The organism is Sphingobium xanthum, from assembly GCF_019737615.1.
GTDB classification, from domain to species: domain Bacteria; phylum Pseudomonadota; class Alphaproteobacteria; order Sphingomonadales; family Sphingomonadaceae; genus Sphingobium; species Sphingobium xanthum.
The window spans coordinates 528,718-554,089 of the sequence record NZ_JAHKKS010000002.1 but is presented as its reverse complement, the minus strand read 5'-3'; the positions used below and the strand labels follow the sequence as shown (position 1 = coordinate 554,089).

The window sequence follows — 25,372 nt, the reverse complement described above, 5'->3', positions numbered from 1 at the left end:
TTTGCCTTCATGCTGCTGATGGATATTGTGCAGGTGCGGCATAAGCGAACGGCGAGCAACTGATCGTGAGACCTGCCGTGCGCCAGGCGCGCAGAAGCAACACTTCTCCATGGGCGGCGCGTGACACTGGAAGCAGAGGCAAGGGCAGCACTCAAACGCGGTGACTTGCCGGCCGCAGTCGCCGCCGCGAAGGATTTGATGCTTGCCAGCCCGGAGCAGCCGGAGGGCTATTTTCTGCTCGGCATGGCCGCCGCGGAGGCCCGGCAGATCGCCAAAGCGATACCGCTCGTCGAAGCCGCCGTCGCGCGCGGGCCGCAAGCGGAGCATCTGGCCCAGCTTGCCCGGTTGCTGATCCTTCTGCGACGGGACGGCGAGGCCGCCGATGCCGCGCGTGCTGCCCTGGCGCTGGCGCCCGGTGAGGCACTGACACTGGACACCATCGGCTGCGTGTTCGCGCGGCTCGGCGATCATGAGGCATCGGTCGTGCCGTTCAGTGCCGCCGTTGCCGCCGAGCCGGCCAATCTCGATCTTCGTTACAATCTTGCGGCAGCGAGCGGCTTTACCGGGCGAGTCGATGACGCCCGCGCGCATTATGAGACCATCCTGGCCGCCGATCCCGGAAATGCGCGGACGCATTATGCGCTCGCCATTCTCTCCCGCCAGACGGCGCAGGCCAATCATGTGCCACGACTGGAAGCCGCGCTGGCAGCCGCAGGACGGCCCGGAGATGCCTTGCGCATTCGCTATGCGCTAGCGAAGGAACTGGAGGATGTCGGGAATGCGACCGATGCCTTCCGGCACCTGTCCGCCGCCAATGCCGCGCACAAGCAGTCGATCCGTTACGATTTCGCGCAGGACGCCGCGATCTTCGACGCGATCGAAGCCCTGTTCGAGCACGGCTCTGTCGCAACCGGTATCGGCAATTCGGACCCCGCGCCCCTGTTCGTGATTGGCATGCCACGCACGGGGACCACGCTCGTCGATCGTATCCTGTCCTCGCACCGTGACGTTGGATCGGCAGGGGAGCTTCAGGCCATGCCGCTCGCCGTCAAGCAGGTCACGGGCACATCCTCGCCTGTCGTGATCGATCCGGAGACGATCGCGGCAAGTGGCCGTATCGATCCCACCATGATCGGCGACGCTTATCTGGCGCGCGCGACCCAGCATCGCCCCAAAGGCGGTGCCTGGTTCATCGATAAGCTGCCGGCTAATTTCCTTTATGTCGGCCACATCGTGCGGGCTTTGCCCAATGCGCGGATCGTGTGCCTGCGCCGCAACCCGATGGATACGATCTGGAGCAATTACAAGAATCTGTTCGCCAGCCAATCGGCTTATTATGCCTATTCCTACGACCTGATGGACACGGCCCGCTATTACGCCCGCTTTGATCGGCTGATGGCGCTGTGGGAGCGTCTCTATCCCGGCCGGGTGCTACAGCTTTCCTATGAGGCGCTGGTCGCCGATCAGGAAGGTGAGACGCGGCGTCTGTTGGCGCACTGCGGACTCGATTGGGACGAGGCCTGTCTGTCATTTCATAAGAACAAGGCGGCCGTGGCGACACCGAGTGCCGCGCAGGTGCGCAGGCCGATCAACGCGGATGCCGTGGGGCGGTGGCGTGCCTATGCCGACGCTCTGGAGCCGGCGCGTGCCTGGCTGGAGGGGCAGGGGATCAGAACGAGGTTGCAGTAGTTTGGAGAGGGGCTCTCCGTTGCGGAGCAGCCCCTCTCTCGCCTCCTGGCGATCCTAGTATTTAAAGCTGGCCTCGATGCCGACGGTGCGCGGCGACAGCACGGCCTGCCCATAATAGCGCAGACGGACATCGTCGTTCACGCCCACGCGCGACCGGTCCTGATTGACCGACGTCACCGCATATTTGTCGAAGATGTTGGTCGCGAACAGGCCGATGCTGTAGCGGTCCGTATCATAGGTCAGCGATGCACGATGCGTCGTATAGGCCGGAAGCAGATCGCCAAAAGCGCGGTTCCAGCCGAGGCGCGACACCACATTACCGCGATAGGTGGCCGTCCAGTTGGCGATGATTTCACCGTCACCCATCGGCTGGGTATAGGTGATGCCGAGGCTTCCCGCGTTCTTCGATGAGCCCGGCAGGCGGTCACCGCTCAGGGCGGCAAGCTGGATCGGTCTGCTGGGATAGGTGCCGGCCGGAGAATTGACCGCGATGATGGCGGGCACGTCCTCGGTCAGCTTGGCATCCGTGTAGGAATAGGTTCCCTGGATCGACAGTTCCGGGATGGGCTTGATCTGGAATGACGTTTCAAAGCCCTTCGATTCCGCCGCGCCGCCATTCACGGTGATGCCGGTAATGCCGTTCAGCGTCGCCGAGGCCACCTGGATGCCTTCCCAGTCGATCTTGAACACGTTGAAGTTGAACGACAGCTTCCGGTCGAACAACTGCGCGCGCAAACCGACTTCGATGTTCTTCGTCTCATCCGGCCCGAACTGGATTTCGTTGGGCAGGGCGCAGATGAGCTGCGTGTTGTTGACATTGTCGCCGTCCGGATCGTTCGGCAGCGGCTGTGGGCAGGGCGCGACGCGGTTTGGTCCGCCGATGCGATAGCCCTTGCTGTAGGTCGCGTAGAGCATCACGTTCGGCGTGATCTTGTAGGAGCTGTTGAATTTCCAGACCGTGCCGTCCTTGCCGGCCGAGCCGCCGCTTGCCGGCAGATCATAGGCGCTGATCGGGTCGCCCAGGATCGGGAGAGCGGCGGCGCCTGCTAGTGTCGAGCTATAGTCGAAGTAACGAATGCCGGCCGTCACTTGCCACTCCGGCGTGACCTGGAAGGAGCCTTCGCCGAAGATCGCCTTCTCGGTCACCTTCGAGGAGACGTAGCTGATATATTCGATTTCGTCGGGATTGGTGGCGATATCGACCCACGGGTGGTTGGGAAGATGCTCGACATAATCGCTCTGATATTTGTTTTCGTTGTAGAAGCCGCCGATCACCCAGCTGAACGGGCCGCCATGGCTCGAGACGAGGCGGATTTCCTGGTTGAACTGCTCGCGCTTCGTGGCCGTTTCGTTCCAGCTCGAAAAGGCCGGGAACAATTCATAATCATAATCCAGATCGAGTAGCAGGTCGGTATTGTCCCCCATGCTGTCGGTGCGGACCTGCGTGTAAGCGGTGGTGGCCACCACATCGAAGATATCCGCGATGCTCGCGTTGATTTCCATGCTGACGAGATGGGCATGGCGCTCCGCCGGCTCGATATAGCGGGCAGCGTTCTCATAATTGTCAGTGCCGAACACGCCGGCGCTGTTCACTTGCGCGCCGTCGGTCTTGGTCTGCTGATAGGCATAGGTGAAATTGACGATGAGCCCTTCGGTAATGTCGAACAGCAGCTGGTTGCGCGACGTGAACGTCCTTTCGAAGTTGAGGTCGTTCAGCCTGTAGAGGTTGGCATCGTAGCCGGCCTGCGAAATTCCGTTCGGGCCGTCCGGCTGTGGCAGCGAGACGCCCGGCTCCTGGAGGAGCAGCGGATAGTCGATGAAGCCGGGATCGTAATAATAGCCGGTCGCGGATCGGAAGGCGACCACCCCAGGCACGATGGGGATGTTGATCATCGCGTCGGCCTGATAGCCCAGCTTGCTGGCGTGCGCCTTGGTGTAGATCTGGCCGTGACCCGCGGCTTCGAAGTCGTTCACGTCGGGCCGGTTCGGGATATAGCGGATCGCGCCTGCGAGCGTTCCGAGACCATAAAGCGTGCCCTGCGGCCCGAGCAGCGTCTCGACGCGCTCGATGTCGAGTAACTTGAAGTCGTAATAGAGCGGCACTTCGCCGAGATAGACGCCCATCGCGCTGTCATAGTTGCTGCCGTTTGCCGACACGTCGGACGCGCTCAGGCCGCGCATGACGATCTTGCCGGTGGAGCCCGGACCCGTGTCCGAGATCGTGAGGCCCGGCGTGAAATCGGCAAGATCGCGCACGTCGTCGATGCCCTGGCGCGCCATCTCCTCGGCGCCGAGTGCCGCGATGTTGATCGGCGTATCCATGAGCGTGGTGGAACGGCGCGTGCCGGTGACGACGATCGAGTCGGCATCGGCCGCGGCGGCTTCCTGCGGCTCCTGCGCCTGCGCGGGCATGGCGAGCAGTCCGCCCGTCAATATCGTCGCGGACAGAAGGCCCAGCCTGAGTTTCGCACTGTAACGCATATGCTTCCCCTTTTTTTGGAATAAGCTTTCCCGCGCCCTGACGCGGCTGCGTCAGAAGCTGAATTACCTTTGATGGGAGGATCGTCCGCGAGCGTCCGCCACCGCTTTTCCGGTTTTGGGCTGATGCTCGTCGTTTCGGGCCTGGCTTATCTCGTTATGCCAAGCCGTCCGATCCGATACTAAACTACCGCCTGGGCTCTCCGCCCCAGGTCAGCTTGCTGCCGGCGCGGAGCCGGCTCGCTTTGCCTTCATCCGCGTGATCAGCGGGACGAACGGGAACAGAAACTGCTCCCGGATCGACAAACGTTTGCGCTCGTCCTGACCGACGATGCTCGATTCACCTTCCCGATACGTACCCAAGACGCGATCGATGAGAATAAGCGAATTTGCGTAGTTGCAGCGCGTATCCTCATAGCTCAGCGCCGTATGGTGCAGGCTGTGGTGACGAATGGTCGTGAAGAAGAACGAGTAGAACAGGGGCGGATCCGAACGCACATTGGCGTGCGCGTAGCCCGACACCGCACCCAATATGTTGAACGCGCAGAACTGGGCGGCGATCGGCAGATCGAACAGCGCCAGCACGCTGAGACTGATCAGGAACAGTTCGATCGGGTTGCCGATATAGCCCTTCATCGCATTGAGCTGGGTGATGTGGTGATGCGGCGCGTGGGTCAGCCAGAAGGGCAGCCAATTGTGCATCAGGCGGTGCATCAGATATTGCCCGAACTCAAAGACCACGATCACCAGGGCGACCTGCGCGAGGAAGGGCAGCTGCATGGCCCATGCCGTGGTGATCCCGAAGGATTCCTTGAGCGCGGCCAGAGGTGCATCGGCAAGCCGGGCGGCCCAGGAAATGGCCGTGTAGCTCAAGGCGACATAGAAGATGTCCGTCGCGAATTCGCGGCGGTTCATGCGCCAGCCGGCATGCCGCTCGAAGACATATTCCATAGCCTGGATGAAGGCGGTGGTTAGCAGGCCCACCGCGACGATGGACCAGGGATTGCTCGTCCAGGATTCGGGGCCGAAAGCCCAGAACAGGATGATGACGGCGACCGTGGCAGGCGGCAGCAGGTTGACGAGCGTCCGCTTGAGGGCGCGATCGGCGTTAGCAGCGTCGTTGCCCGCAGCGGGGAGCGCGGCGCCTGAGAGAACAGCACTGGAGTCCGGTTGCTGGTCCAAAGAAAGTCTCCCGCATCGAGCCGGCAACCGGCCCAATCCTTTCGATCCTCTCTCTGCTGACCTTGCTGTTCAAGACTTATCGGCACACGGTATCGATATTACCTATTGCGTCAAGAGTATTATTTTGGATCATTGGGCGACGCATCGGAATCTCGGAAAATCAACGAAAACCGGCTTCTCACTGGGAAAAGCCGGTTCGAATTCACGCCTAATATTGATGTCGAGCGGATCGACACGATCATGGCGCCGTGTCCTAGGTACAGGGCCGCTGATTCGTCTCGCGCGCGTGGCGAAGGCGCCCAACGGCTATTCCCCATCCTTCGGTGTCGCGCTCCACCAGGAGAGGGTGTGGACGTCGTGCGCGCTCGTCCAGATGCCCTCCGGCGTATAGCGCAGAGCGCCGCTGCCGGCGGCCTTGCCGAGGCGCGCAAGGATCGTGGCAGTCTTGGCGTCAAGTACGACGAAGACCTGGTCGTCGGTCGTGCGGAGCCACACCTTGCCGTTGCCGGTATCTATGTCGCCCCATTTGAGATTGGCGCCCACCTTGGTGCGCGTGACCACCGTCACCGTCGCGGGATCGATCTTAGCGAGCGTGCCGTCGCCTTGCTCCTGAACCCACACCGCGCCCTCGCCCGCGACCAGGAAGCCGGGCATCTTGCCGAGCGCGAGCGTGTGGGTGACGGCATTGGTCTTGGGATCGATGCGCTGCAGCGTCTGCCCCTTGCCGCTGACGACCCAGAGCGCATCGAAGCCGAAGGAAAGGTAGGACGTGTCGGTGGTTACGCCGATCGTGGCGATCACCGTGTTGGTCGTGGGATCGATGCGGCTGATCTTGCCCGCCGTCTGGTCCGGCGCCCAGATCGATCCCGCGCCCGCGGCTACGTTCAGCTCGCCGCTCGGGCCGATCCCGGCGGGAATGGTCGCCAGCACCTTCGCGGTCTTCGGGTCGATCCGGTAGACTTCGCCGCCCTTGCAATTGCCGACCCAGAGTGAGCCGAAGCCCATCGTCATCGCGCCGCAGGGCTTGGGTACATCGACCGACGCGACCTTGCCGCTGGTCGACCATTGCTCGACCCGCCCGTCATTGGTCGCCCAGACCGTGCTGCCGTCGACCGCGAGGAAATCCGCGAAGCCCGGCACGCTGATCTCCTTCTCGGTCAGCGCCGCCGGATCGGGCGGGGATGCCGCAACGAGCGCGGCAGATAACAGAGTGATACCAATGGGTTTCTTCATGCGTCGCTCCTGCCCGATGCTTCAATATCGATAGGGATTGCGGTCGATCGTCGTCGTGCCCCGCGTCTGATTGCAGAGGAAGACGGTGCCGGTGAAATATATGCCTGGCTCCGTGATGGTCTTCGCCATCGCGAAGGCGTCGCGCAACTGCTGCACGGTCATCTCGACCGGCGCTTCGTCGGGCTGCCAGGTGACACCATAGGGATAGTCCTCGCCGGACTTGCTGATCTCGACATGGCATCCCATCACATGGGCGACGGGATGCGTGTCGCAAAAGTCGATCAGCCGCTTCATGCTGTCGAACCAGGGTTGCCAGAAGCTGATATAGCAGCGCCCCCGGTAGAACATGTCGCCGGTGTAGAGGATCTGCGTGTAGCTGTCGTAGAAGGCGAACTCGGACCGGACATGGCCGGGCGATCCCCAGATGAGGATATCGCGCCCGCCGAGGTCCAGGGTCACACGCTCTTCGGGGAAATTGGTCATGCCCCAGAAGCCGACCATCTCCTCATGGGTCTGGCCCATATAGCGCGTATTCGGCCGGTCGGCGAACTGGTTGACTGCCATATAATGGTCGCCGTGCAAGTGGCTGAACGCGACCAGCAGCTCGAGGCTCGCCGGATCGCGCCCGTTGCGGCGGCACCAGTCGTCGATGCACTCGTCGACCACGCCGCGCAGATCCCATTCGTTGCGCAGCTGCGTGAAGCCCTCGTCGAGCAGCAGCACGCGATCGTTGCCGAAATAGAGCGGAGCGAACGGCGCCTCGTAGCTATAGGCCTTGTTCTGCCGCAGGATCGCGGTGTGCGGATTGTACCAGTGGACCTGCACCGGCGGATCCTTGTTGTCCATGCAGGAGGAGGAGCCGCAGTCCCACTTCTCGGGAAAGGAGCCGGTCGCCGGGACATTGCTCTTGAAGTCGACCGGCGCGGGCCGGACGGCAGCCGATGCGGCGCCGGCAATGCTGCTGAGCGCCGCGCCGGAGAGCGGGATGGCGGCCGCTGCCGCATTGTAACCGAGGAAAGTGCGACGATCCATGGAGGCTCTCCTGCGTCGTCAGAAGTGGAAGGGCGGGGTGATGTTGGGCACGCCCGCAGGCCAGACGGGGGTGCGCTGATCGGGGCTGACCCCGTTGAACAGCACGAAGTCGGGCCGGATGAGCATCATGTCCTTGCCCTTGACCTCGCGCGCATAGGTCAGTGCCTCGTCGATCAGGCCGGGGATCATCTCCAGCACCCGCTCATAGGGTTTGTAGTTGACGAAGCGCCGGTAATATTTGCCGGGCACGAACATCATGTCGATATGGCCGCCGAGGATCCATTTCACCGAATGGCCGGCCACATAGGCCTTGAGCCGCTCCAGCGACGTCACGAAATCGCCGTCGTTGCTGATGTTGATCTTGCCGGGGAACAGCAGGTCTCCGGTGAAGAGAAAGTCGCAATAGGGATCGTAGAAGCTGACCCCGTCCTTGTGCGTGCCGGGCGTCGGGATGACCTCGATCACGCGGTCGCCCAGATCGATCTTTCCGGTGCCGCCCGGCCAGCTCGTGCCGAGACCGTAGAAGCGCTTCATCACTTCCAGCGGAGCTGGAACGAGGGTCGTGTCCGGCCGTCCCGCAAACTGCACCAGACCCTGATTCTGCGCGATGTCCTCGCCAGAGGTCAGCGCGACGGTCAGCGGTAGCTTGCTGCGCCCGCGCGCCTGGCACCAGCGGGTGATGATCGCGTCCACCATCGGTCGCAGCGGATAATGCTTCATGTCGCTGGTCGCGCCGGTGTCGATCAGCAGCACGCCCTTGTTGCCGAACAGCAGATAGGTGAACGGCGCTTCCCAATGGACGCAGACATTCTCCCGCAGGACGAACGTGTCTTCATTATACTGCACCACCTGCACGCGCGGATCGCGGTTCGTGGCAGCGACGTTGGACCCGAAGATCCAGCGGAAGGCGAGATCGCCGGGCGCCGGGCCATCGCTCGCATAATTGTGCAGGCGCGGCCCCTTCGGATGCAGCGGGATTGCGCTGTCCGTATTGCGAATGCCGGGAGGGTTATAGCTGAGTTCGGGATTTCCGTTGGGGTAAGTGCGCGCCGAAGCCGATGGTGGCGGTGCGGAAGTGGCAGTCGAACTCTGCGCCATCAAAATACCCCGAAACTGGCCGCAGACGCGGCTTTGAGTGAGCTGCCTTTGATGGACGTCCTCCCCGGCGAGCCGTCTTGCGGGCCAGTTTTATCTCCGCATGCGACCCAGCCATCATATTGATATTACTAACGGCCGCAATAGTAATAATCGAGCATGGACAAAGCGAAATTTTGCGGCAATGCTGCACTGCGAAAGGGGACGAATCATGCTGAGCGCCATCCGAACCGCGAGGAATATCGCACTGACGATATGTGCCTTGGTGGTCGCCTCCTGTTCGCCCTCTGCGACCGAATCACCCAAGGCGAAGACCGAGTTCAGCATCGGCTGGTCGATCTATGCGGGCTGGATGCCCTGGCCCTATGCGCAGCAGGCCGGCATCGTGAAGAAATGGGCCGACAAATACGGCATCAAGATCAACATCGTGCAGGTGAACGACTATGTTGAGTCGGTGAACCAGTACACCGCCGGCAAGTTCGACGGCGTGACGGTTGCCAATATGGATGCGCTCACCATTCCGGCCGCGGGCGGCAAGGACACCAGCGCGATCATCGTCGGCGACTATTCCAACGGCAATGACGGTGTCGTCATCAAGGGCGGCGACTCGCTGGCCGCGATCAAGGGCCGGCAGGTCTATCTCGTCGAGCTGTCCGTCTCGCATTATCTGCTGGCGCGCGGCCTCAATTCGGTCGGCATGGCGCTTACCGACGTGAAGACGGTCAACACGGCGGATGCGGACATTGTCGGCGCCTTCGCGACGCCGGACGTGACGGCGGCGGTGGCCTGGAACCCGCAGCTCTCGGTCATGAAGACGACGCCGGGCGCGAAGCAAGTGTTCAGCTCGGCCGATATTCCGGGCGAGATCCTCGATCTGCTGGTGGTCGATACGGCGACGCTCAAGGCCAATCCCAATCTGGGCAAGGCGCTGGCCGGCATCTGGTATGAGACGCTGGCGCTGATGCAGCGGCAGGATGCGGAAGGGAAGGCGGCGCGCGCGGCCATGGCGAAGCTCGCCGGAAGCACGCCCGAGCTGTTCGACCAGCAGCTTGCCACGACATTCCTCTATGCCGACCCTAAGGCGGCTGTCGCGGCAACGTCCGATGCGGCGCTGATCACGACCATGACGCGGGTGCGCGACTTCAGCTTCTCCAAGGGCCTGTTCGGCCAGGGCGCGAAATCGGCCGATGCGGTCGGCATGTCGTTCCCGGGCGGCAAGACGCTGGGTGATGCCAACAATGTGACGCTGCGCTTCGACGCGAGCTACATGCAGATGGCGGCCGATGGGAAGCTCTGAGCGGTTGGCGCCGGGCAGGACATGATATCATGCGCTGGGTGAACCGACATGTCCGTCCGGGCAACCGCATCCTGCTGGGGGCGATCCCGATCCTGCTGCTGGTGCTGCTCTATCTGGTGATGGCGGCCGGTCGTCATGCGGCTAATCCCAGCGACAAGATCCTGCCGCTGCCCGGTGCGATGGCGGAAGGCATGGCGGCTCTGCTGTTCGTGCCGGATCAGCTTTCCGGGCAGCTCATTTTCTGGGCCGACACGGTCGCAAGCCTTCAGCGGCTTGGCCTCGGGCTCGGCATCTCGACGCTCTCGGCGCTGTTCGTGGGCCTGCTACTCGGCGTCCTGCCGCCGGTGCGGGCGACCTTCGGCCCGCTGGTGACCGGCATCGCCGTCATCCCGCCGATCGCGCTGTTGCCGGTCCTGTTCATCGCCTTCGGTCTCGGCGAGATGGCGAAGGTGGCGCTGATCGTCATCGGCATCGCGCCGTTCATGGTTCGCGATGTCGCGGCCTATGTCGCCGATCTGCCGCGCGAGCAGATGATCAAGGCGCAGACCCTCGGCGCGAGCAGCTGGCAGTTGATGCTGCGCGTGGCGCTGCCGCAGGCGATGCCGCGCCTCATCCAGGCATTGCGCCTCTCGCTCGGCCCGGCCTGGGTGTTCCTCATCTCGGCGGAAGCGATCGCGTCCGACATCGGGCTTGGCTACCGGATCTTTCTCGTCCGGCGCTATCTCTCGATGGACATCATCCTGCCCTATGTCGGGTGGATCGCGCTGCTGGCGATCCTGATGGATATGGCGCTGACCTGGAGCAGCCGCAAGGCGTTCCCCTGGGCGCATGGAGCGACGCATTGAGCGCGCTGCTCAGCCTCCGCAACGTCTGGGTCGAATATGGCGACAAGATCGTGCTGGAGCGCGTCGATCTCGATATCGAGGCGGGGTCGTTCGTCTCGATCATCGGGCCATCCGGCGCCGGCAAGAGCAGCCTGCTGCGCATCATCCTGGGGCAGGAAGTGCCGACCAGCGGGACCATCCTGCTCGACGACATACCGCTGACCCCGGAGTGCGGGCCGGATCGCGGCGTCGTGTTCCAGCGCTATTCGGTCTTTCCGCACCTATCGGCGCTGGGAAATGTCGTGTTCGGGTTGGAATGCGAGCAGGCCCCGTTCACGGCGCGGCTGTTCGGTGCGAAACGGCGCGGGGCCATCGCGCAAGCCACCGAAATGCTCAAGGCGGTCGGTCTTGGTGACAGCCTGAATCTCTATCCGGCGCAGATGTCGGGCGGCATGCAGCAGCGGCTTGCCATCGCGCAGGCGCTCATCAAGCGGCCGCGCATCCTGCTGCTCGACGAGCCGTTCGGCGCGCTCGATCCAGGCATCCGGGCGGACATGCACGCGCTGATCACTCAGCTTTGGCGCGACTATTCGCTGACCATCATCATGGTCACGCATGACATCCGTGAGGCGTTCGCGCTCGGCACGCGCGTCCTGACGCTCGACAAGCGCCGCCGCGATCCGCACGCGCCGCACCGGTTCGGGGCGACGGCCGTCTATGATTTGCCGCTCACGAAGAAGTTCAAGGCCGAAGCGGAAGCGGAAGAAAGTATTACGCTTGACCGAGTTGGTAATAATTGAGAGGATGAGATCATGAGCAACGAACCTGCCAGCCTCGCCCGTCTCAGCATGAGTCTTCCGGCCGAATTGTTCCGTCAACTGGATGTGATGGTGGAGGAGCGGGGCCTGCCGTCGCGCTCCCAGCTCATCGCCGAATTGATCCGCCACGCGCTGGCCGAGCATGAGGCGCTGACCCGACCCGAGGACATGTTCGCGGGCACGGTGACGATCGTCTATCGCGGCGACAAAGGCCGGGTTCGGCACCAACTCGCCCAGACGCAGGCCGAGTATCTGAAGGAAGTCATCTCCTCGCAGCACGTCTTCCTGGAAGACGACCAGTCGATGGAAGTTCTGCTCGTTCAGGGCCCGGCCGTCCGGCTCAAGGAATTATGCGACGCCCTGCGCAGCATCCGCGGCGTGAACCAGCTGCAGCTCGTCACGACTACCGCGCTGCTCCCGCCACTTCACGAGCAGGACGAGCTCGAACCCGGCAATAGCCCGACCAACAAAGGAGTCGCTGCGTGACGGAAGTTCTCGCCGATCCGATGGCGGCGCGCGATCATGCGCGTGCCATGGGCGGCACGATCGTGGAAGCGATGCCGACATTACCGCCGGTTGCCGGCGATCTCCCGGCCGGCGTGTCCGCCGACGATCTGCTCTGGGAAGAGACGATCGCCGCGGGTGGCTATGCGACGCGCAGGCTGGCGCGCGGAACGCGCCTGCGGCTCATCGATTTGCAGGGCGATGCCTGCGCTTCCGTGCTGCTGTTCAATGCCGAGATGCCGACAGAGCGGCTGAATGTCGCGGATACCGTCAAGGTCCAGTGGAACGCCTATCTCGGCGCGGGCAAGCTGCTCCTGTCGGACATGGGCCGCGTGCTCATGAGCATTCTTGAGGATGATGCGGGAACGCATGACGCCTTTTGCGGCACATCCAATGCCGCGACCAACGCAGCGAAATATGGCGAGGGCCGCAACAGCGGTGCCTATCCCAACGGACGCGATCGCCTCCTGCTCGGATCGGCCAAGCACGGCCTGCAACGGCGCGACGTCCATCCTTGCGTGAACTTCTTCAAGGGCACGCGGATCGAGACGGACGGCACGATCACACCCTTGGTCGGCCCCTATGAGTCCGGCCGGAGGATGATCCTGCGCGCGGAGATGGAGGTGATCGTCGTGATCGCCAATTGCCCCCACGTGCTCGATCCGCGCGCGGCCTGGACATCGACGCCGCTGCGCGTCTCGGCCTGGCGCGGCGCGGTCACGCCCGAGAACGACCCGATCCGAAACGACACGCCGGAGGGCCTGCGCGCCTTCCTGAACGTCGAAGACCTTTACCGCCGCTAGGAGCCGCCATGACGATCGATCCGCATATCGCCGGTCTTCCGGGCGCGATAATTCACGACGAGGTCGTGGCCGCGCGCGCTCCCTGGCTGCATCATGTCGCCGCCGGCCAGACGCTGCGCATCGTCGATCTGGAAGGCAATCAGGCCGTCGACTTCCTGCTCTATGCGCAGGCGGACGATGCCGAGCGCTACAGCGCGCAGGACACCGTGGCCGCGCAGGGCAATCTGTTTCTGCGCGCCGGCACGGTGCTGCGCTCGAACGAAGGCCGCGCGATGATGACCATCGCCGGAACGACGGTGGAGTATCACGATACGATCGGCGGCGCCTGCTCCTGCGAATCCAATACGTTGCGCTACGGGCATCACACAAAATCGCAGCATGCCTGCGTCGAGAATTTCCTCGAGGCCAATCTGACCGAGGGCCGCGGCAAGCGCGACATCGTCTCGAACATCAATTTCTTCATGAACGTGCCGGTCGAGGCGGACGGCGCGCTCGGCATCGTGGACGGCATTTCCGCCCCCGGCCTAACGGTCGATCTGCGTGCCGACATGGACGTCATCGTCGTCGTCTCGAACTGCCCGCAGATCAACAATCCCTGCAACGGCTTCAATCCCACGACTGTCCGGATGATCGTCACGGCATGAGCTTCGATACCGTCCTGATCGCGAACCGGGGGGCCATCGCTACCCGGATCATCCGGACGCTGCGCCGCATGGGCCTGCGCTCCGTAGCCGTCTATTCCGAGGCGGATGCGGACTCGCTCCATGTCTCGCTGGCGGACGTGGCGGTCTGCATCGGCCCGGCACCGGCCTCGCAGAGCTATCTGGATGTCGAGGCGATCCTGAAGGCGGCGCGCGAGACCGGTGCGGGCGCGATCCATCCGGGCTATGGTTTCCTGGCCGAGAATGCCGATTTTGCTGAGGCCTGCGCTGCCGAGCGGATCGTTTTTATCGGCCCCACGCCGGAGAATATCCGCACGTTCGGTCTTAAGCACAGCGCGCGCGCGCTGGCCGCCGCGCATGGTGTCCCGCTCGTGCCCGGCACCGGCCTGCTCACCGACGAGGACGAGGCGGTCAGCGCGGCGCGCGAGATCGGTTATCCGATCATCCTGAAGGCGACGGCCGGCGGCGGCGGCATCGGGATGCGCATCTGCGAAGATGAAGCGGCCGTGCGCGAGGGCTTCGCGGGTGTCGCGCGCCTCGGCAAAGGCAATTTCGGCGACGCTGGCGTCTTCCTCGAACGCTATATCGGCCGTGCGCGCCATATCGAGGTCCAGATTTTCGGCGACGGCAATGGCCGCGTCCTGGCACTGGGGGAGCGCGATTGTTCGCTCCAGCGCCGCAATCAGAAGGTGGTCGAGGAAGCGCCCGCGCCCAACCTGTCGGACGCGGTGCGCGCCGAGCTGATCGCCTCCGCCATCCGTCTCGGCGAGGCGGCGCGCTATCAGTCGGCCGGCACGGTGGAATATCTCTTCGACGTCGAGCGGCAGCAATTCTTCTTCCTGGAGATGAACACGCGGCTTCAGGTTGAGCATGGCGTCACCGAGGAAGTGACAGGCATCGATCTCGTCGAGTGGATGATCCGGGGCGGGGCGGGGGATTTCGCCTTCCTCGATGCGCCGGTGCCGGCTCCGAACGGCCATAGCGTGCAGGTGCGGCTCTATGCCGAGGATCCCGCGCTCGATTATCGCCCGACCTCTGGTACGCTGACGGCTGTCAGCTTCCCGGACAATATCCGCGCCGAGACATGGTGCATGGCCGGCAGCACGGTCAGCGCCTGGTACGACCCGATGCTTGCCAAGCTGATCACGCATGCGCCCACGCGCGATGCGGCGATCGCGGCGATGCAGGACGCGCTGGACGAGAGCCGTGTCGACGGCATCGAGACCAATTTGCGCTGGTTGCGCGAGGTCGTGCGGACGCCCGGCTTCGTCAGCGGCGAGGTCTCGACCCGGCTGTTGGAGACCGTTTCCTACAGCCCGCGCAGCATTCGCGTGATTGCCGGCGGCACCGCCACCACCGTGCAGGATTGGCCGGGTCGTCAGGGCCTCTGGGCGATCGGCGTCCCGCCCTCGGGTCCGATGGACGATCGCTCGTTCCGCATCGGCAATCTGCTGCTCGGCAATGAGGAAGGCGCAGCGGGGCTGGAAGTCACCGCAAGCGGGCCGACCCTGCTGTTCAACGCGCCCGTGCGCATCTGCCTCGCCGGGGCCGATTTCGGCGCGAAGCTGGATGATGTGCCGGTCGAGCGCGGCAAGGCGATCGAGGTCAAGGCGGGACAGACGCTCACGCTTGGGCGCGTCTCTGGCGGCGGCATCAGGGGCTATATCCTGTTCGCAGGCGGGCTCGACATCGCGCCCTATCTGGACAGCCGCAGCACCTTCGAACTGGGTCAATTCGGCGGCCATGCGGCACGGCGACTGCTGGGCGGCGACACGCTGCATCTGGGCGAGGCGACCGCAGGCGTTGCCGCGCCCGCATTGCCGGTGCCCGATCTGGGGACGACCTGGACATTGCGCGTGCTCTATGGCCCGCACGGTGCGCCGGATTTCTTCACCGACGACGACATCGGCACCATCATCACGGCCGACTGGCAGGTCCACTATAACAGCAACCGCACCGGCGTCCGCCTGATCGGCCCCAAGCCGCACTGGGCGCGCAAGGATGGCGGCGAGGCGGGGCTGCATCCCTCCAATATTCACGACAATCCCTATGCGATCGGCGCGGTCGATTTCACCGGCGACATGCCGATCATTCTGGGCCCCGATGGTCCCTCGCTCGGCGGGTTCGTCTGCCCGTTCGTCGTGATCGCGGCGGATCGCTGGAAGATCGGGCAGCTCGCGCCCGGCGACCGGCTGCGGTTCCTGCCGGTGACCGCGGAGGATGCAGCGGCGGCGGATCGCGTCCAGCTGGCGCCCGCGCCGCTGGCGGACATGCCGGCGCGCGATATTGCCACGCTCTCGCCGATCCTTGCCGACATCGAAGGGCAGGGCGCACGCCCGCGCACCGTCTATCGTCAGCAGGGTGATCGCAACATCCTGGTCGAATATGGCCCGATCGTCCTCGACATCGAGCTGCGCATCCGCATCCATGCTCTGATGGCCGAGCTGACGCAGCAGGCCATAGCCGGCGTCATCGACATCGTGCCGGGCATTCGCTCGCTGCAGCTGCATTTCGACGGCAAGGTGCTGGATCAACAGGGTGCGCTGGCGGCGCTGATGGCGGCCGAGGAGCGGCTGGGCGATCTGGAGGATTTCTCGGTGCCCTCGCGCATCGTCCATCTGCCGCTCAGCTGGCGGGATCCGGCGACGATCGAGACCATCGAGAAATATATGGGCGCGGTGCGCGACGATGCGCCCTGGTGTCCGGACAATATCGAGTTCATCCGGCGCATCAACGGCTTGCCCGATGCCGATGCGGTCGAGAATCTAATCTTCGAGGCGAGCTATCTCGTGCTGGGCCTCGGCGACGTCTATCTCGGCGCGCCGGTCGCCACGCCGGTCGATCCGCGGCACCGGCTGGTCACGACGAAATATAATCCGGCCCGCACTTGGACGCCTCCGAACGTGGTCGGCATCGGCGGCGCCTATATGTGCATCTATGGCATGGAAGGGCCGGGCGGTTATCAGCTCTTTGGGCGCACCATCCAGGTCTGGAACACGCACCGGCAGACCGATGCCTTTGTCGAGGGCAAGCCCTGGCTGCTGCGCTTCTTCGATCAGATCCGCTTCTATAAGGTGAGCGCCGAGGAGCTTGTGGAATGGCGGCGCGACTTCCCGAGTGGCCGCCGTTCGATCCATGTCGAGCAGTCCGAGTTCCGGCTGGCCGATTACCGGGCGTTTCTGGCCGAGAATGCGGCGTCGATTGCGGCCTTCGAGGGACAGCGTCAGGCGGCGTTCGATGAGGAGCGCGCCGAGTGGCAGCGGTCCGGCGAGTTCGATCGCGTCACCGATCTGACCGACGATGCGGGCGGCGGCGCGACGGCCATCACGGCGGTCGAGGTGCCGGAAGGCACGGATCTGATCGAGGCGCCCTTTGGCGGGAGCGTCTGGAAGCTGCTGGTCGCGCCCGGAGACAAGGTGAAGGCGGGCGACGTCATCGCGGTGATCGAGGCGATGAAGATGGAATCGCCGCTGGAGAGCCCGGCGAGCGGCACGATCGCGGCGCTCTACATGCAGGAAAAGCAGGCGCTGCAGCCCGGCGCGCCGATGCTGGCGCTGAGGCGGCATCCATGACGGCGCTGGACCGGCGGAGCGTCGCGGACGTCGCGGCGGCGGTGAACAGCGGGGCGTCGAGCGCGGTCGCGGTGGCGGAGGAGACGCTGGCGCGGCTCGCGGCCTATGATGCCGTGCAGCCGCAGATCTGGATCAGCCGGATTGCGCCGGACGACTATCTCGCCGCCGCGCGCGCCGTGGATGCGCGGATCGCGGCCGGGGAGAAACTCCCGCTCGCTGGCGTGCCCTATGCGGCGAAGGACAATATCGACGTTGCCGGGTTCGAGACAACGGCGGCTTGTCCGGCCTTCGCGTACAAGCCGGAGGCGTCTGCGGGCGTCATCGAGCGGCTGAGCACGGCGGGCGCGATTTGCATCGGCAAGACCAATCTGGATCAGTTCGCGACGGGCCTCGTCGGCACGCGCAGTCCCTATGGCATTCCGCGCAACGCCTATAATCTGGTCTATGTGAGCGGCGGGTCGAGTTCCGGCTCGTCGGTCGCCGTCGCGGCGGGGCTGGTCGGCTTTGCGCTCGGCACCGACACAGCGGGCTCGGGCCGCGTGCCGGCGGCTTTCCAGCATCTCATTGGCTACAAGCCCAGCAAGGGGCGCTGGAGTACGCGCGGCCTCGTCCCCGCGTGCCGTACCCTCGATTGCATCACCGTCTTCACCGACGATGTGGCGGATGCGCGGCTGGTGGATGAGGTCGTGGCCGGCTTCGATCCGGCCGATCCCTATTCCAAGCTGCTGGCCAACCGTCCGCTGCAGCCGAAGCGCATCGGCGTCCCGCGCGTCGACGAGCGTATCTTCTTCGGCGATCCGGACGCGGAATATTTCTACGACCGCGCCATCGCCAAGCTCGGCGAGACGGCGCAGATCGTCGAGATCGACATCGAGCCACTGCTGGAGGCGGCACAGCTTCTCTATGGCGGCCCCTGGGTCGCGGAGCGCACGGCAGCCACTGCCGACCTGCTCGCCGCCAATCCCGATGCGATCGATCCGACCGTCCGCGAAGTCGTCGCGCCCGGAACGGAGATCAGCGCTGTCGATCTCTGGAACGGCATGTACCGCCTCGCTGCGCTCAAGCGCCATGCGGACCAGATGTGGGACGATGTCGATGTGCTGGCTTTTCCCACGACCGGCACGACCTATCGCGTCGCCGAACTCGCGGCGGCGCCGATCGCGCTCAACAGCAATCTGGGCCGCTACACCAATTTCGTGAACCTGCTCGACATGGCGGCCATCGCCATTCCCGCCGGCACGCGCGCCAACGGCACCGGCTTCGGGATCACCCTGATCGGCCCGGCCGACAGCGACCGGGGCCTGTTGACACTGGCGGACGATTATCTCGCGGCGGCCGCGCTTCCCGGCCCGCCCGCGCTCGATCTGGAGGGAAAGATGCAGACTGTGAAGATCGCCGTGGTCGGCGCCCATCTCAAGGACATGCCGCTGCACTGGCAGCTTACCTCGCGCGACGCGACGTTCGTCGGTGCTTTCGAGACCGCGCCGAATTATCGGCTCTATGCGATGGCCGACAGCATCCCGCCGAAGCCGGCGCTGGTCCACAGCGACGAGGGCGCGGCCATCGCGCTCGAAGTCTATGAGCTGGACGTCGCGGCGTTTGGCAGCTTCGTCGTCGAGGTGCCGGCGCCGTTGGCCATCGGCACGGTGACCCTGGCGGATGGCAGCAGCGTCAAGGGCTTCGTCGCCGAGCCGCGTGCCATGACCGGCGCGGAGGACATCACGCATCTGGGCGGCTGGCGGGCCTATATCGCGCGCGGCTAGGCGACTCGGCGAGAGGTGACAGATGCGCTCCGCGTGACGCCTATTTGGTCACGAATGGGTCAGTCCGACGCGGTTCTGGCTGTGAGGGCGGCAAACTTCACATATTCCTGCATCCACCGGACGCGATAGCGACGGAAGAAACGGCGCATTTCCGCGATTTTCGCGGGCAATTTTCGCAAACTTCCCTCGTGTCGCGCATGGTGGACGGCGACGATGTGCCGCGACTTGATAGCAAGTTGCTGTTTTCACAGAATTTTACGATTTCAAAAGAGCGGCGGCCCAGGATGTGGGCTGCGCAATTATCATAGCATTGCGCGCAGGCCGTAGGACAGACGCCAACAAGAAAGGGAGCAGCATCACGCCCCCCGAGGGGCATCGTGAAGGCCGTTCTGGCCGTCGCGGTCAAAGAGTTATTCGCGGGGGAACAAGACCGTAACCGGCCTCGAATGGCTCAATCACGATCAAATGAGGGAGCATTCCGGACAGCGGAAGCCCTGCGGAGAGGCAAACCGCTTCGGGGGACCAGGGACATGTCAAAGGGACTGAACGCAAAAAGATTGATCATCGCGGTGGGTGTTTCATGGCTCGCCATCACACCGGCGCTCGGCAGGGATGATCTGGAGCAGGGCGCCGCAGCGAGCGTCGCGCCGGATGACGAGGAAGGATCGAGCGACGACATCATCGTGACGGCCTCCAAGCGCGACAGCAGCCTGCAGGAAGTCACGCTGTCGGCGACCGCCATGGGCGCGGCAGCGCTCAAGGAGGCCAATATCACGGAAATAACGGGACTTAATGGCCTCGTTCCCGGCCTGGTCGTGGCCAGAAGCGGCGGCGGCGAGCGCATGATCTCGATCCGCGGCGTCGGCTCGGAAACGCCGGAAAATGCCAATACCCAGCCTGGCGTCTCGTTCCACGTCGATGGCGTCTATATCTTCAATTCGATCGCGGCGAGCGCCGCCTTCATCGACGTCGCGCAGGTCGAGGTGCTGCGCGGACCGCAAGGCACGACCTTCGGCCAGGGATCCACCGGCGGTACCATCAACGTGGTGAGCAAGCAGCCGAGCCTGTCCGGCTTCGAGGGCTCGCTCAGTGTGGGCGTCGGCAATTACGGCATGATGAAGGGCGACATGGCGATCAACGTGCCAGTCGGCCAGTTCGCGATCCGCGGTGCCGTCCAGTATCAGAAGCATGACGGCTATTCGATCGCGACCGGAACGCCCGGCACGACCGAATATGATCTCGACAACCAGAACGACATCGGCTGGAAGCTCGCCGCAATCTGGCAGCCGAGCGACAGTTTCTCGATCACGCTGGCGACGATCCAGAACGAGAGCGATACGCACGGTCCGGCGCAGAAGAACATCCTCGATCCCTCGACCGACCCGCGTGTCCTGACCCAGGATTATCCGGGCCGCTCGATCGTCGATACGGCACTCTATTACGGGGTTATCAACCTCGACACGGCCTTTGCCGTTGTGAAGTCGATCACCAGCTACCAGAAGCTCTACAGCGCGCAGTCGTGGGACGGGGATGGCCTCACCGGGGACCTGTTCGAGCGCAATGTGCTCGGCGGCTACAAGCCCGCGCTCAACGGCAATCCGGAACGCCTCGGCGCCCGCTATGACCACGTCGCGCTGTGGAAGATGGAGACCGAGAGCTGGACGCAGGAAATCAACCTGGCGTCCAATGGCACGGGGCCATTTTCGTGGATCGTCGGCGGCGTCTATCTGTGGTCCAAGAACCCGCAATATATCGTCGAATATCGCTCCGCGACGGGCAATCCCTATGCGGCGCCGCTGCCGGTGGACACGCCCTACAACAGCCCGCTGGTGCCGACGGTCACGTTCGCCGAACTGTCCGAGATCACGCGCGAAGCCTATGCCGCCTATGTCGAAGCCTCGTTCGACATCACCGATGCGCTGACGCTGACCGGCGGCATCCGTTACAATCATGACGAATATTCCGGCGTCAGCGATTCGAACAGCGGCGGCCCGGCCATCACGTCGGGCGCCTATCTGCAGCCGCGCGTTTCGCCCGGCCTGACCACCGAGGAATGGACCGGGAAGGCGGCGATCGACTACAAGATCACGCCCGACAACATGGTCTATCTGAGCTACACGCGCGGGTTCAAGCCGGGCGGTCTCAACAGCTCGGCGTCGGGCGCCGCGCCGCAGGTGCTGGGGTTCGCGAACGGCATTCGACCGACCTACAAGCCCGAGACGGTGAACTCGTTCGAGATCGGCTCGAAGAACATGTTCGCGAACGGAACGGCGAAGCTCAATCTCTCCGCTTTCTACTATGATTACAAGAATATGCAGTTCCTCGACGAGGACGCGATCCTGTTCGGCGAGGGCACGGCCAACGCGCCGGGCGCCGAAATCTACGGCCTCGAGATCGAGGGAAGCTGGAAGCCCAGCCCGAACTGGATCCTCGAGGGATCGCTCGCCTACACGCGCGGCAAGTTCACCAAGGATTTCCTCGCGCTCGACCCGGCGGCGCCATCCTCGCGCAGAATGCCGCCGGCTACTACGGCACCGGCGAGTTTTTCGGGAACTTCTTCATGGCGTCGCTCGCCCGCGATTCGGCGCGCGCGAACATCAACGGCAATGAAGTACCGAAAATCCCCGAGTTCCAGGGCACGGTCTCGCTCGGTTACGTCAACCAGGTCGGGCCGGGCGAGCTGACGGCGAAGGCGTCGGTCACCTACCGGGGCGAGTATCAGTATCGCCTGTTCAACAACTCGCGCTATGACGTCACGCCCGACTACACGCAGGTCAATCTGTTCCTGCAGTACGCGCCGGACAACACCGATCTGACGTTCAGCCTGTCGGTGACCAACCTGTTCGACACGACAGGCGTGAACTCGCGCTTTTCCGATCCTTATGGCAGCGCACAGACCTACGAAACATACATCACGCCGCGTCAGGCGATCTTCTCGGTCGGCTACAGCTTCTGATATTTGCGCAGGGAAGTCCTGGGGCGGCGTGGCAACACGTCGCCCTTTTCTTTTGCTGCCCGCGCCGACTCGTCCCGACTTGCCGCGTCGCGCCCGCAGGCTTGTGCTGACGCGCTCGCGGTCAACGGGGCGGCGATCAAGTGTTCGGGCGCCCGTGATCAAGCCTTGTCGCGCGGATCACATAGTTTGTCGTCGGCTTCAGTGCAGCGCGGAGGGCAGCGACCTATGTCTCGGAAAATGACCATCTTGATGGCCGTGTCGCTCGGCTTCTTTTTCGTGACCGCGACGACGTTCACCTCGCTCGGCTATGTGCTCTTCACGATGGTTGCCGAACTCGGCTGGTCGCAGGCGGCGGCGGGTGCGAGCTTCGCGCTTCTCGGCCTCACCTGCGGTCTCGGCAGCCCGCTGGCGCCGCTGCTGATGAAATGGGTAGGCTCGCGCCTCACGCTCACCATTGGCGGGCTGGTCCTGGCGTCCGGCTTCCTGCTCGCCTCTGTGGTGCAGGGCCTTGGCCTCTTCTTCGTCGCGACGGCGCTGATGGGCGTCGGTTTCTCGCTGATCGCGACATCGCCCGGCGTGTATCTGATCGCGACCTGGCTGCCCGAGCGGTCGTCGCGCCTGATCGGCTTCTATTTCATGGCCGGCGCGGCCGGCGGCATCGCCGGGCCATTGATCGTGAAGACGATCGTCACGCTCAGCGGCAGCTGGCGGACGCACTGGATGGCGATGGGCATCGCAGCGATCGGACTTGCGATTCTCTTCTTCGCGACCATTCGCGACGCCGTCCGCGTCGAATCCGCCGAGCAGGTGAAGCGGGCGGCGCATGGGCGGCCGGCGGTCACCGAGGCCTCGCCCTGGACCGCGCGGCAGGCGCTGCTGAGCCCGAGCTTCCTCACCATCGCGCTGGCGCTGCTGGTCGTCCAGACGGTGATCACCACGATGCACTCGGTGCTCGTCGCGCATGTCGCGAGCTTCGGCATGGGCAGCGACCTCGGCGCATGGGCAATGAGCCTGCTCGCGCTGAGCGGCACATTGGCGAAGGGATTTACCGGCGAGCTCTCCGAGCGCTTCGATCCCAAAAGCCTCACCGTGATCGGGCTGGTCCCCATGACGGTCGCCATCCTGATGCTGTGCGTCGTTTCGGCGCCGGCCTGGGCGATGGTGGCCTCCGTCGTGCTGGGCATTGGCTGGGGTCTGACCTGGGTGGCGACCCACATCCTGCTGCTGCGCTATTTCGGCTCGTCGATCGCCGGCGAGGTGACTGCGATGGCGACGGCATCGACGACGTTCGCCGTGCTCGGGCCGCTCACGGCAGGCTGGATCGCCGACACGACCGGCAGCTTCGTGCCGGTGTTCGCGGTCTTTGCCGGCATGCTGGTGCTGGCGACCGTGACCACCATCTTCCTCATGCGGGCGCCGAAACTGCCCGACCCGGTCAATGCCGATGCCGCACGGCCCGATGGCGATGCAGCACCCGCGCTCGCCATCGCCGACTGACCGCCAACTTACCGATATCAGCCGGGAAAACAGCATGACCGTCCTGACCGACACTTTCTTCGACAGCCTCGCCAGCTCGATTTCCGGCACGCTCGAAGCCGAGACCCTGCCGCCCGCCTGCTACACAGACGAGGAATTCTATCGGTTCGAGAAGGAGGCGCTGTTCCATCACGAGTGGCTGTGCGTGGGGCGCGTGGAATGGCTTGAAAAGGCCGGCGACTATTTCACGTGCAGTCATGCCAACGAGCCGCTGGTCATTGCGATGGACCGTGAGGGTGCGATTCGCGCCATGTCGTCGGTGTGCCAGCATCGCGCCATGCTCGTGGCGGAAGGGCAGGGGAACACCCGCGCCTTCGTCTGCCCTTATCATCACTGGACTTATGATCTCGACGGCCGGCTGGTGAACGCACCGGCGATGAGCAAGACCTGCAATTTCGATCGCAAGAAATACGGCCTGCCCACGCTCAAGGTGGAGCTCTGGCACGGTTTCATCTTCGTCAATTTCGATGCGGAGGCGGAGCCTCTGGCGCCGCGCCTCGCCGCGCTGGAGCCGGTGATCGGCAACTACGAGTTCGCGAAGCTGCGCGGTCCGGCACCCGCCCAGCATGAATTTGCCTGGAACTGGAAGGTCCAGTTCGAGAACAATAATGACGGCTATCATGCCAATCGCCTGCACCGGGGATTGCATGACTATATTCCAAGCTCGCTCGCGAGCTTTCCACCGGTACCGCCGGGCACAGCAGGCTACTACAGGCTCAACGGGTCGCTCCACGCCAATGCCAGCTTCAATCCGACCGAGAAGGCGCTCTTTCCGGTCTTTCCGAAGCTGACGGAAGAGGAGCAGCACCGACTGCTGTTCGTGAACCTGCCGCCGAGCCTCTCGCTGGTCGTCCTCAACGACGTTGTCATCTACCTCATCATGGATGCGCGTGGCGCCGCGCTGCACGGCCTGACCTTCGGCAGCCTCTATCTGCCCGAAGCGATGGAGGATCCCGGCTTCGAGGGGAAGCGGGCGCTGAACGACGACTATACCGCGCATATCGTCGCGCAGGATCTGCATGTCGATCTGCTGGTCCAGCAGGGCCTCGGGTCCAAATTCGCGCCGCGCGGCCGCTACAGCTGGCAGGAAGACGCGCAGCACCAGTTCAACCAGTGGCTGGTCGAGCGCTATTGGCGCGAGTGGCACAGCCGGCGTGGACCGTCCGCCCCGGTGACCGAGATCAAGCGCGCCGCATCCTGATCCCAGCGCCAAGCGCGCTCCTCCCCGATTTTTCGCTGCCCATGCGGCCGACCCTGTCACGACAACCGAGAAAGGCTTTCGCTTTCCCATGACCAACACGCTGATCTTTGTCGATCTCGCCAGTGACGATCCTGCCGCGGCCGGCGACTTCTATGCCAAGGTGTTCGGCTGGGAGAATGATGCGCGGCCGCAGGGCATTTATCACCGCATGGTCCCGGGCGGCTTCTTCAAACACAAGGACGGAAGCGACAGCCAGATCGGCAATCTGCACCTTGGCATCTTCGACGCGGGCAATGCCCGCCCGCATCCGGAAGCCGCCGGTGTCGAACCGCGCACGATCTCGACCGAAGGCCGCAAGCCGCGCATCTGGGTCCTGATCAGCGACGACGACAGTGCCGATCGCATCCTCTCCACCGCGCAGACGCTGGGCGCGACGATCCTGTGGCGCGATCACTATTGGAAGGAATTCAACGGCTATAATCACGCCTTTGCCGATCCATGGGGCAACGAGATCGTCCTGTGGGGGAAAGCGGGCGAAAATCCCCAGATTCCCGATGAATTCACGAGCGAGTGAAGACGGCGAAGCGATGTGTCCGCACAAACTCTTGTGCGCGCCCGCTCAAGACCGGGAAAGCCGCACATGCGTAGCGTTGCGCTTGTGGAATCGGTCGGATCATCGCCGACAAACGGGGCTGACGCGAATGCAAGTGCGTGACGAGGTTTTGCG

General features: G+C 64.0%; 19 protein-coding genes. 14 read left to right on the top strand and 5 right to left on the bottom strand.

Annotated elements, in window-relative coordinates; all coding sequences use genetic code 11:
- Positions 1-120 precede the first annotated feature (120 nt).
- Complete coding sequence (locus KM135_RS05735) at positions 121-1,689, top strand: tetratricopeptide repeat-containing sulfotransferase family protein (RefSeq protein ID WP_343228153.1); 1,569 nt, start codon at positions 121-123, stop codon at positions 1,687-1,689.
- A gap of 54 nt (positions 1,690-1,743) precedes the next feature.
- On the opposite strand, the gene KM135_RS05730 is transcribed toward KM135_RS05735, so the two are convergent.
- The 5 genes from KM135_RS05730 to KM135_RS05710 all read right to left on the bottom strand — a co-directional run bounded on the left by KM135_RS05730 (position 1,744) and on the right by KM135_RS05710 (position 8,712).
- A complete protein-coding gene (locus KM135_RS05730; RefSeq protein ID WP_221712996.1) occupies positions 1,744-4,170 on the bottom strand; it encodes a TonB-dependent receptor in 2,427 nt (808 codons plus the stop codon).
- A gap of 210 nt (positions 4,171-4,380) precedes the next feature.
- Positions 4,381-5,349, bottom strand: a complete 969-nt coding sequence (locus KM135_RS05725) for a sterol desaturase family protein (protein ID WP_221712995.1) — start codon at positions 5,347-5,349, stop codon at positions 4,381-4,383.
- Positions 5,350-5,655: 306 nt separating this feature from the next.
- Complete coding sequence (locus KM135_RS05720; RefSeq protein WP_221712994.1) at positions 5,656-6,582, bottom strand: Vgb family protein; 927 nt, start codon at positions 6,580-6,582, stop codon at positions 5,656-5,658.
- A 21-nt stretch (positions 6,583-6,603) separates the two neighbouring features.
- Positions 6,604-7,614: an MBL fold metallo-hydrolase gene (locus tag KM135_RS05715; RefSeq protein WP_221712993.1), complete on the bottom strand. Its 1,011-nt coding sequence runs from the start codon at positions 7,612-7,614 to the stop codon at positions 6,604-6,606.
- Positions 7,615-7,632: 18 nt separating this feature from the next.
- The gene (locus KM135_RS05710) at positions 7,633-8,712 is read right to left on the bottom strand and encodes an MBL fold metallo-hydrolase (protein ID WP_221712992.1); all 1,080 of its coding nucleotides are present in this window, start codon (positions 8,710-8,712) and stop codon (positions 7,633-7,635) included.
- A gap of 208 nt (positions 8,713-8,920) precedes the next feature.
- Between KM135_RS05710 and KM135_RS05705 the strand changes: the two genes are divergently transcribed.
- From KM135_RS05705 to KM135_RS05650, 13 genes are all read left to right on the top strand, one after another.
- Positions 8,921-10,006: a putative urea ABC transporter substrate-binding protein gene (locus tag KM135_RS05705; protein WP_221712991.1), complete on the top strand. Its 1,086-nt coding sequence runs from the start codon at positions 8,921-8,923 to the stop codon at positions 10,004-10,006.
- Positions 10,007-10,035: 29 nt separating this feature from the next.
- A complete protein-coding gene (locus KM135_RS05700) occupies positions 10,036-10,851 on the top strand; it encodes an ABC transporter permease (protein WP_221712990.1) in 816 nt (271 codons plus the stop codon).
- Positions 10,848-11,630: an ABC transporter ATP-binding protein gene (locus tag KM135_RS05695; RefSeq protein ID WP_221712989.1), complete on the top strand. Its 783-nt coding sequence runs from the start codon at positions 10,848-10,850 to the stop codon at positions 11,628-11,630. The genes KM135_RS05700 and KM135_RS05695 overlap by 4 nt, the downstream gene beginning before the upstream one ends.
- Positions 11,631-11,642: 12 nt before the next feature.
- A complete protein-coding gene (locus tag KM135_RS05690; RefSeq protein WP_221712988.1) occupies positions 11,643-12,134 on the top strand; it encodes a CopG family ribbon-helix-helix protein in 492 nt (163 codons plus the stop codon).
- Positions 12,131-12,955, top strand: a complete 825-nt coding sequence (locus KM135_RS05685) for an urea amidolyase associated protein UAAP1 (RefSeq protein ID WP_221712987.1) — start codon at positions 12,131-12,133, stop codon at positions 12,953-12,955. Before KM135_RS05690 ends, KM135_RS05685 begins: the two co-directional genes overlap by 4 nt.
- Positions 12,956-12,963: 8 nt before the next feature.
- A complete protein-coding gene (locus KM135_RS05680; protein WP_221712986.1) occupies positions 12,964-13,599 on the top strand; it encodes an urea amidolyase associated protein UAAP2 in 636 nt (211 codons plus the stop codon).
- A complete protein-coding gene (gene uca / locus KM135_RS05675; protein WP_221712985.1) occupies positions 13,596-17,189 on the top strand; it encodes an urea carboxylase in 3,594 nt (1,197 codons plus the stop codon). Before KM135_RS05680 ends, uca begins: the two co-directional genes overlap by 4 nt.
- Positions 17,186-18,952 carry an allophanate hydrolase gene (gene atzF, locus KM135_RS05670; protein WP_221712984.1) on the top strand — a complete coding sequence of 589 codons (1,767 nt, stop codon included), beginning with the start codon at positions 17,186-17,188 and terminating at the stop codon, positions 18,950-18,952. The genes uca and atzF overlap by 4 nt, the downstream gene beginning before the upstream one ends.
- Positions 18,953-19,482: 530 nt before the next feature.
- Complete coding sequence (locus tag KM135_RS05665; protein ID WP_343228152.1) at positions 19,483-21,636, top strand: TonB-dependent receptor; 2,154 nt, start codon at positions 19,483-19,485, stop codon at positions 21,634-21,636.
- Positions 21,549-21,908 (top strand): TonB-dependent receptor domain-containing protein, encoded by a 360-nt coding sequence (locus KM135_RS19685; RefSeq protein WP_343228155.1) that lies wholly within the window; start codon positions 21,549-21,551, stop codon positions 21,906-21,908. Before KM135_RS05665 ends, KM135_RS19685 begins: the two co-directional genes overlap by 88 nt.
- 237 nt (positions 21,909-22,145) lie before the next feature.
- On the top strand, positions 22,146-23,405 hold the full coding sequence (locus KM135_RS05660; protein ID WP_221712983.1) for an MFS transporter: 1,260 nt from the start codon (positions 22,146-22,148) through the stop codon (positions 23,403-23,405).
- A 34-nt stretch (positions 23,406-23,439) separates the two neighbouring features.
- On the top strand, positions 23,440-24,645 hold the full coding sequence (locus KM135_RS05655; protein ID WP_221712982.1) for an aromatic ring-hydroxylating oxygenase subunit alpha: 1,206 nt from the start codon (positions 23,440-23,442) through the stop codon (positions 24,643-24,645).
- An 88-nt stretch (positions 24,646-24,733) separates the two neighbouring features.
- Positions 24,734-25,219 (top strand): VOC family protein, encoded by a 486-nt coding sequence (locus KM135_RS05650; protein ID WP_221712981.1) that lies wholly within the window; start codon positions 24,734-24,736, stop codon positions 25,217-25,219.
- Positions 25,220-25,372 lie beyond the last annotated feature (153 nt).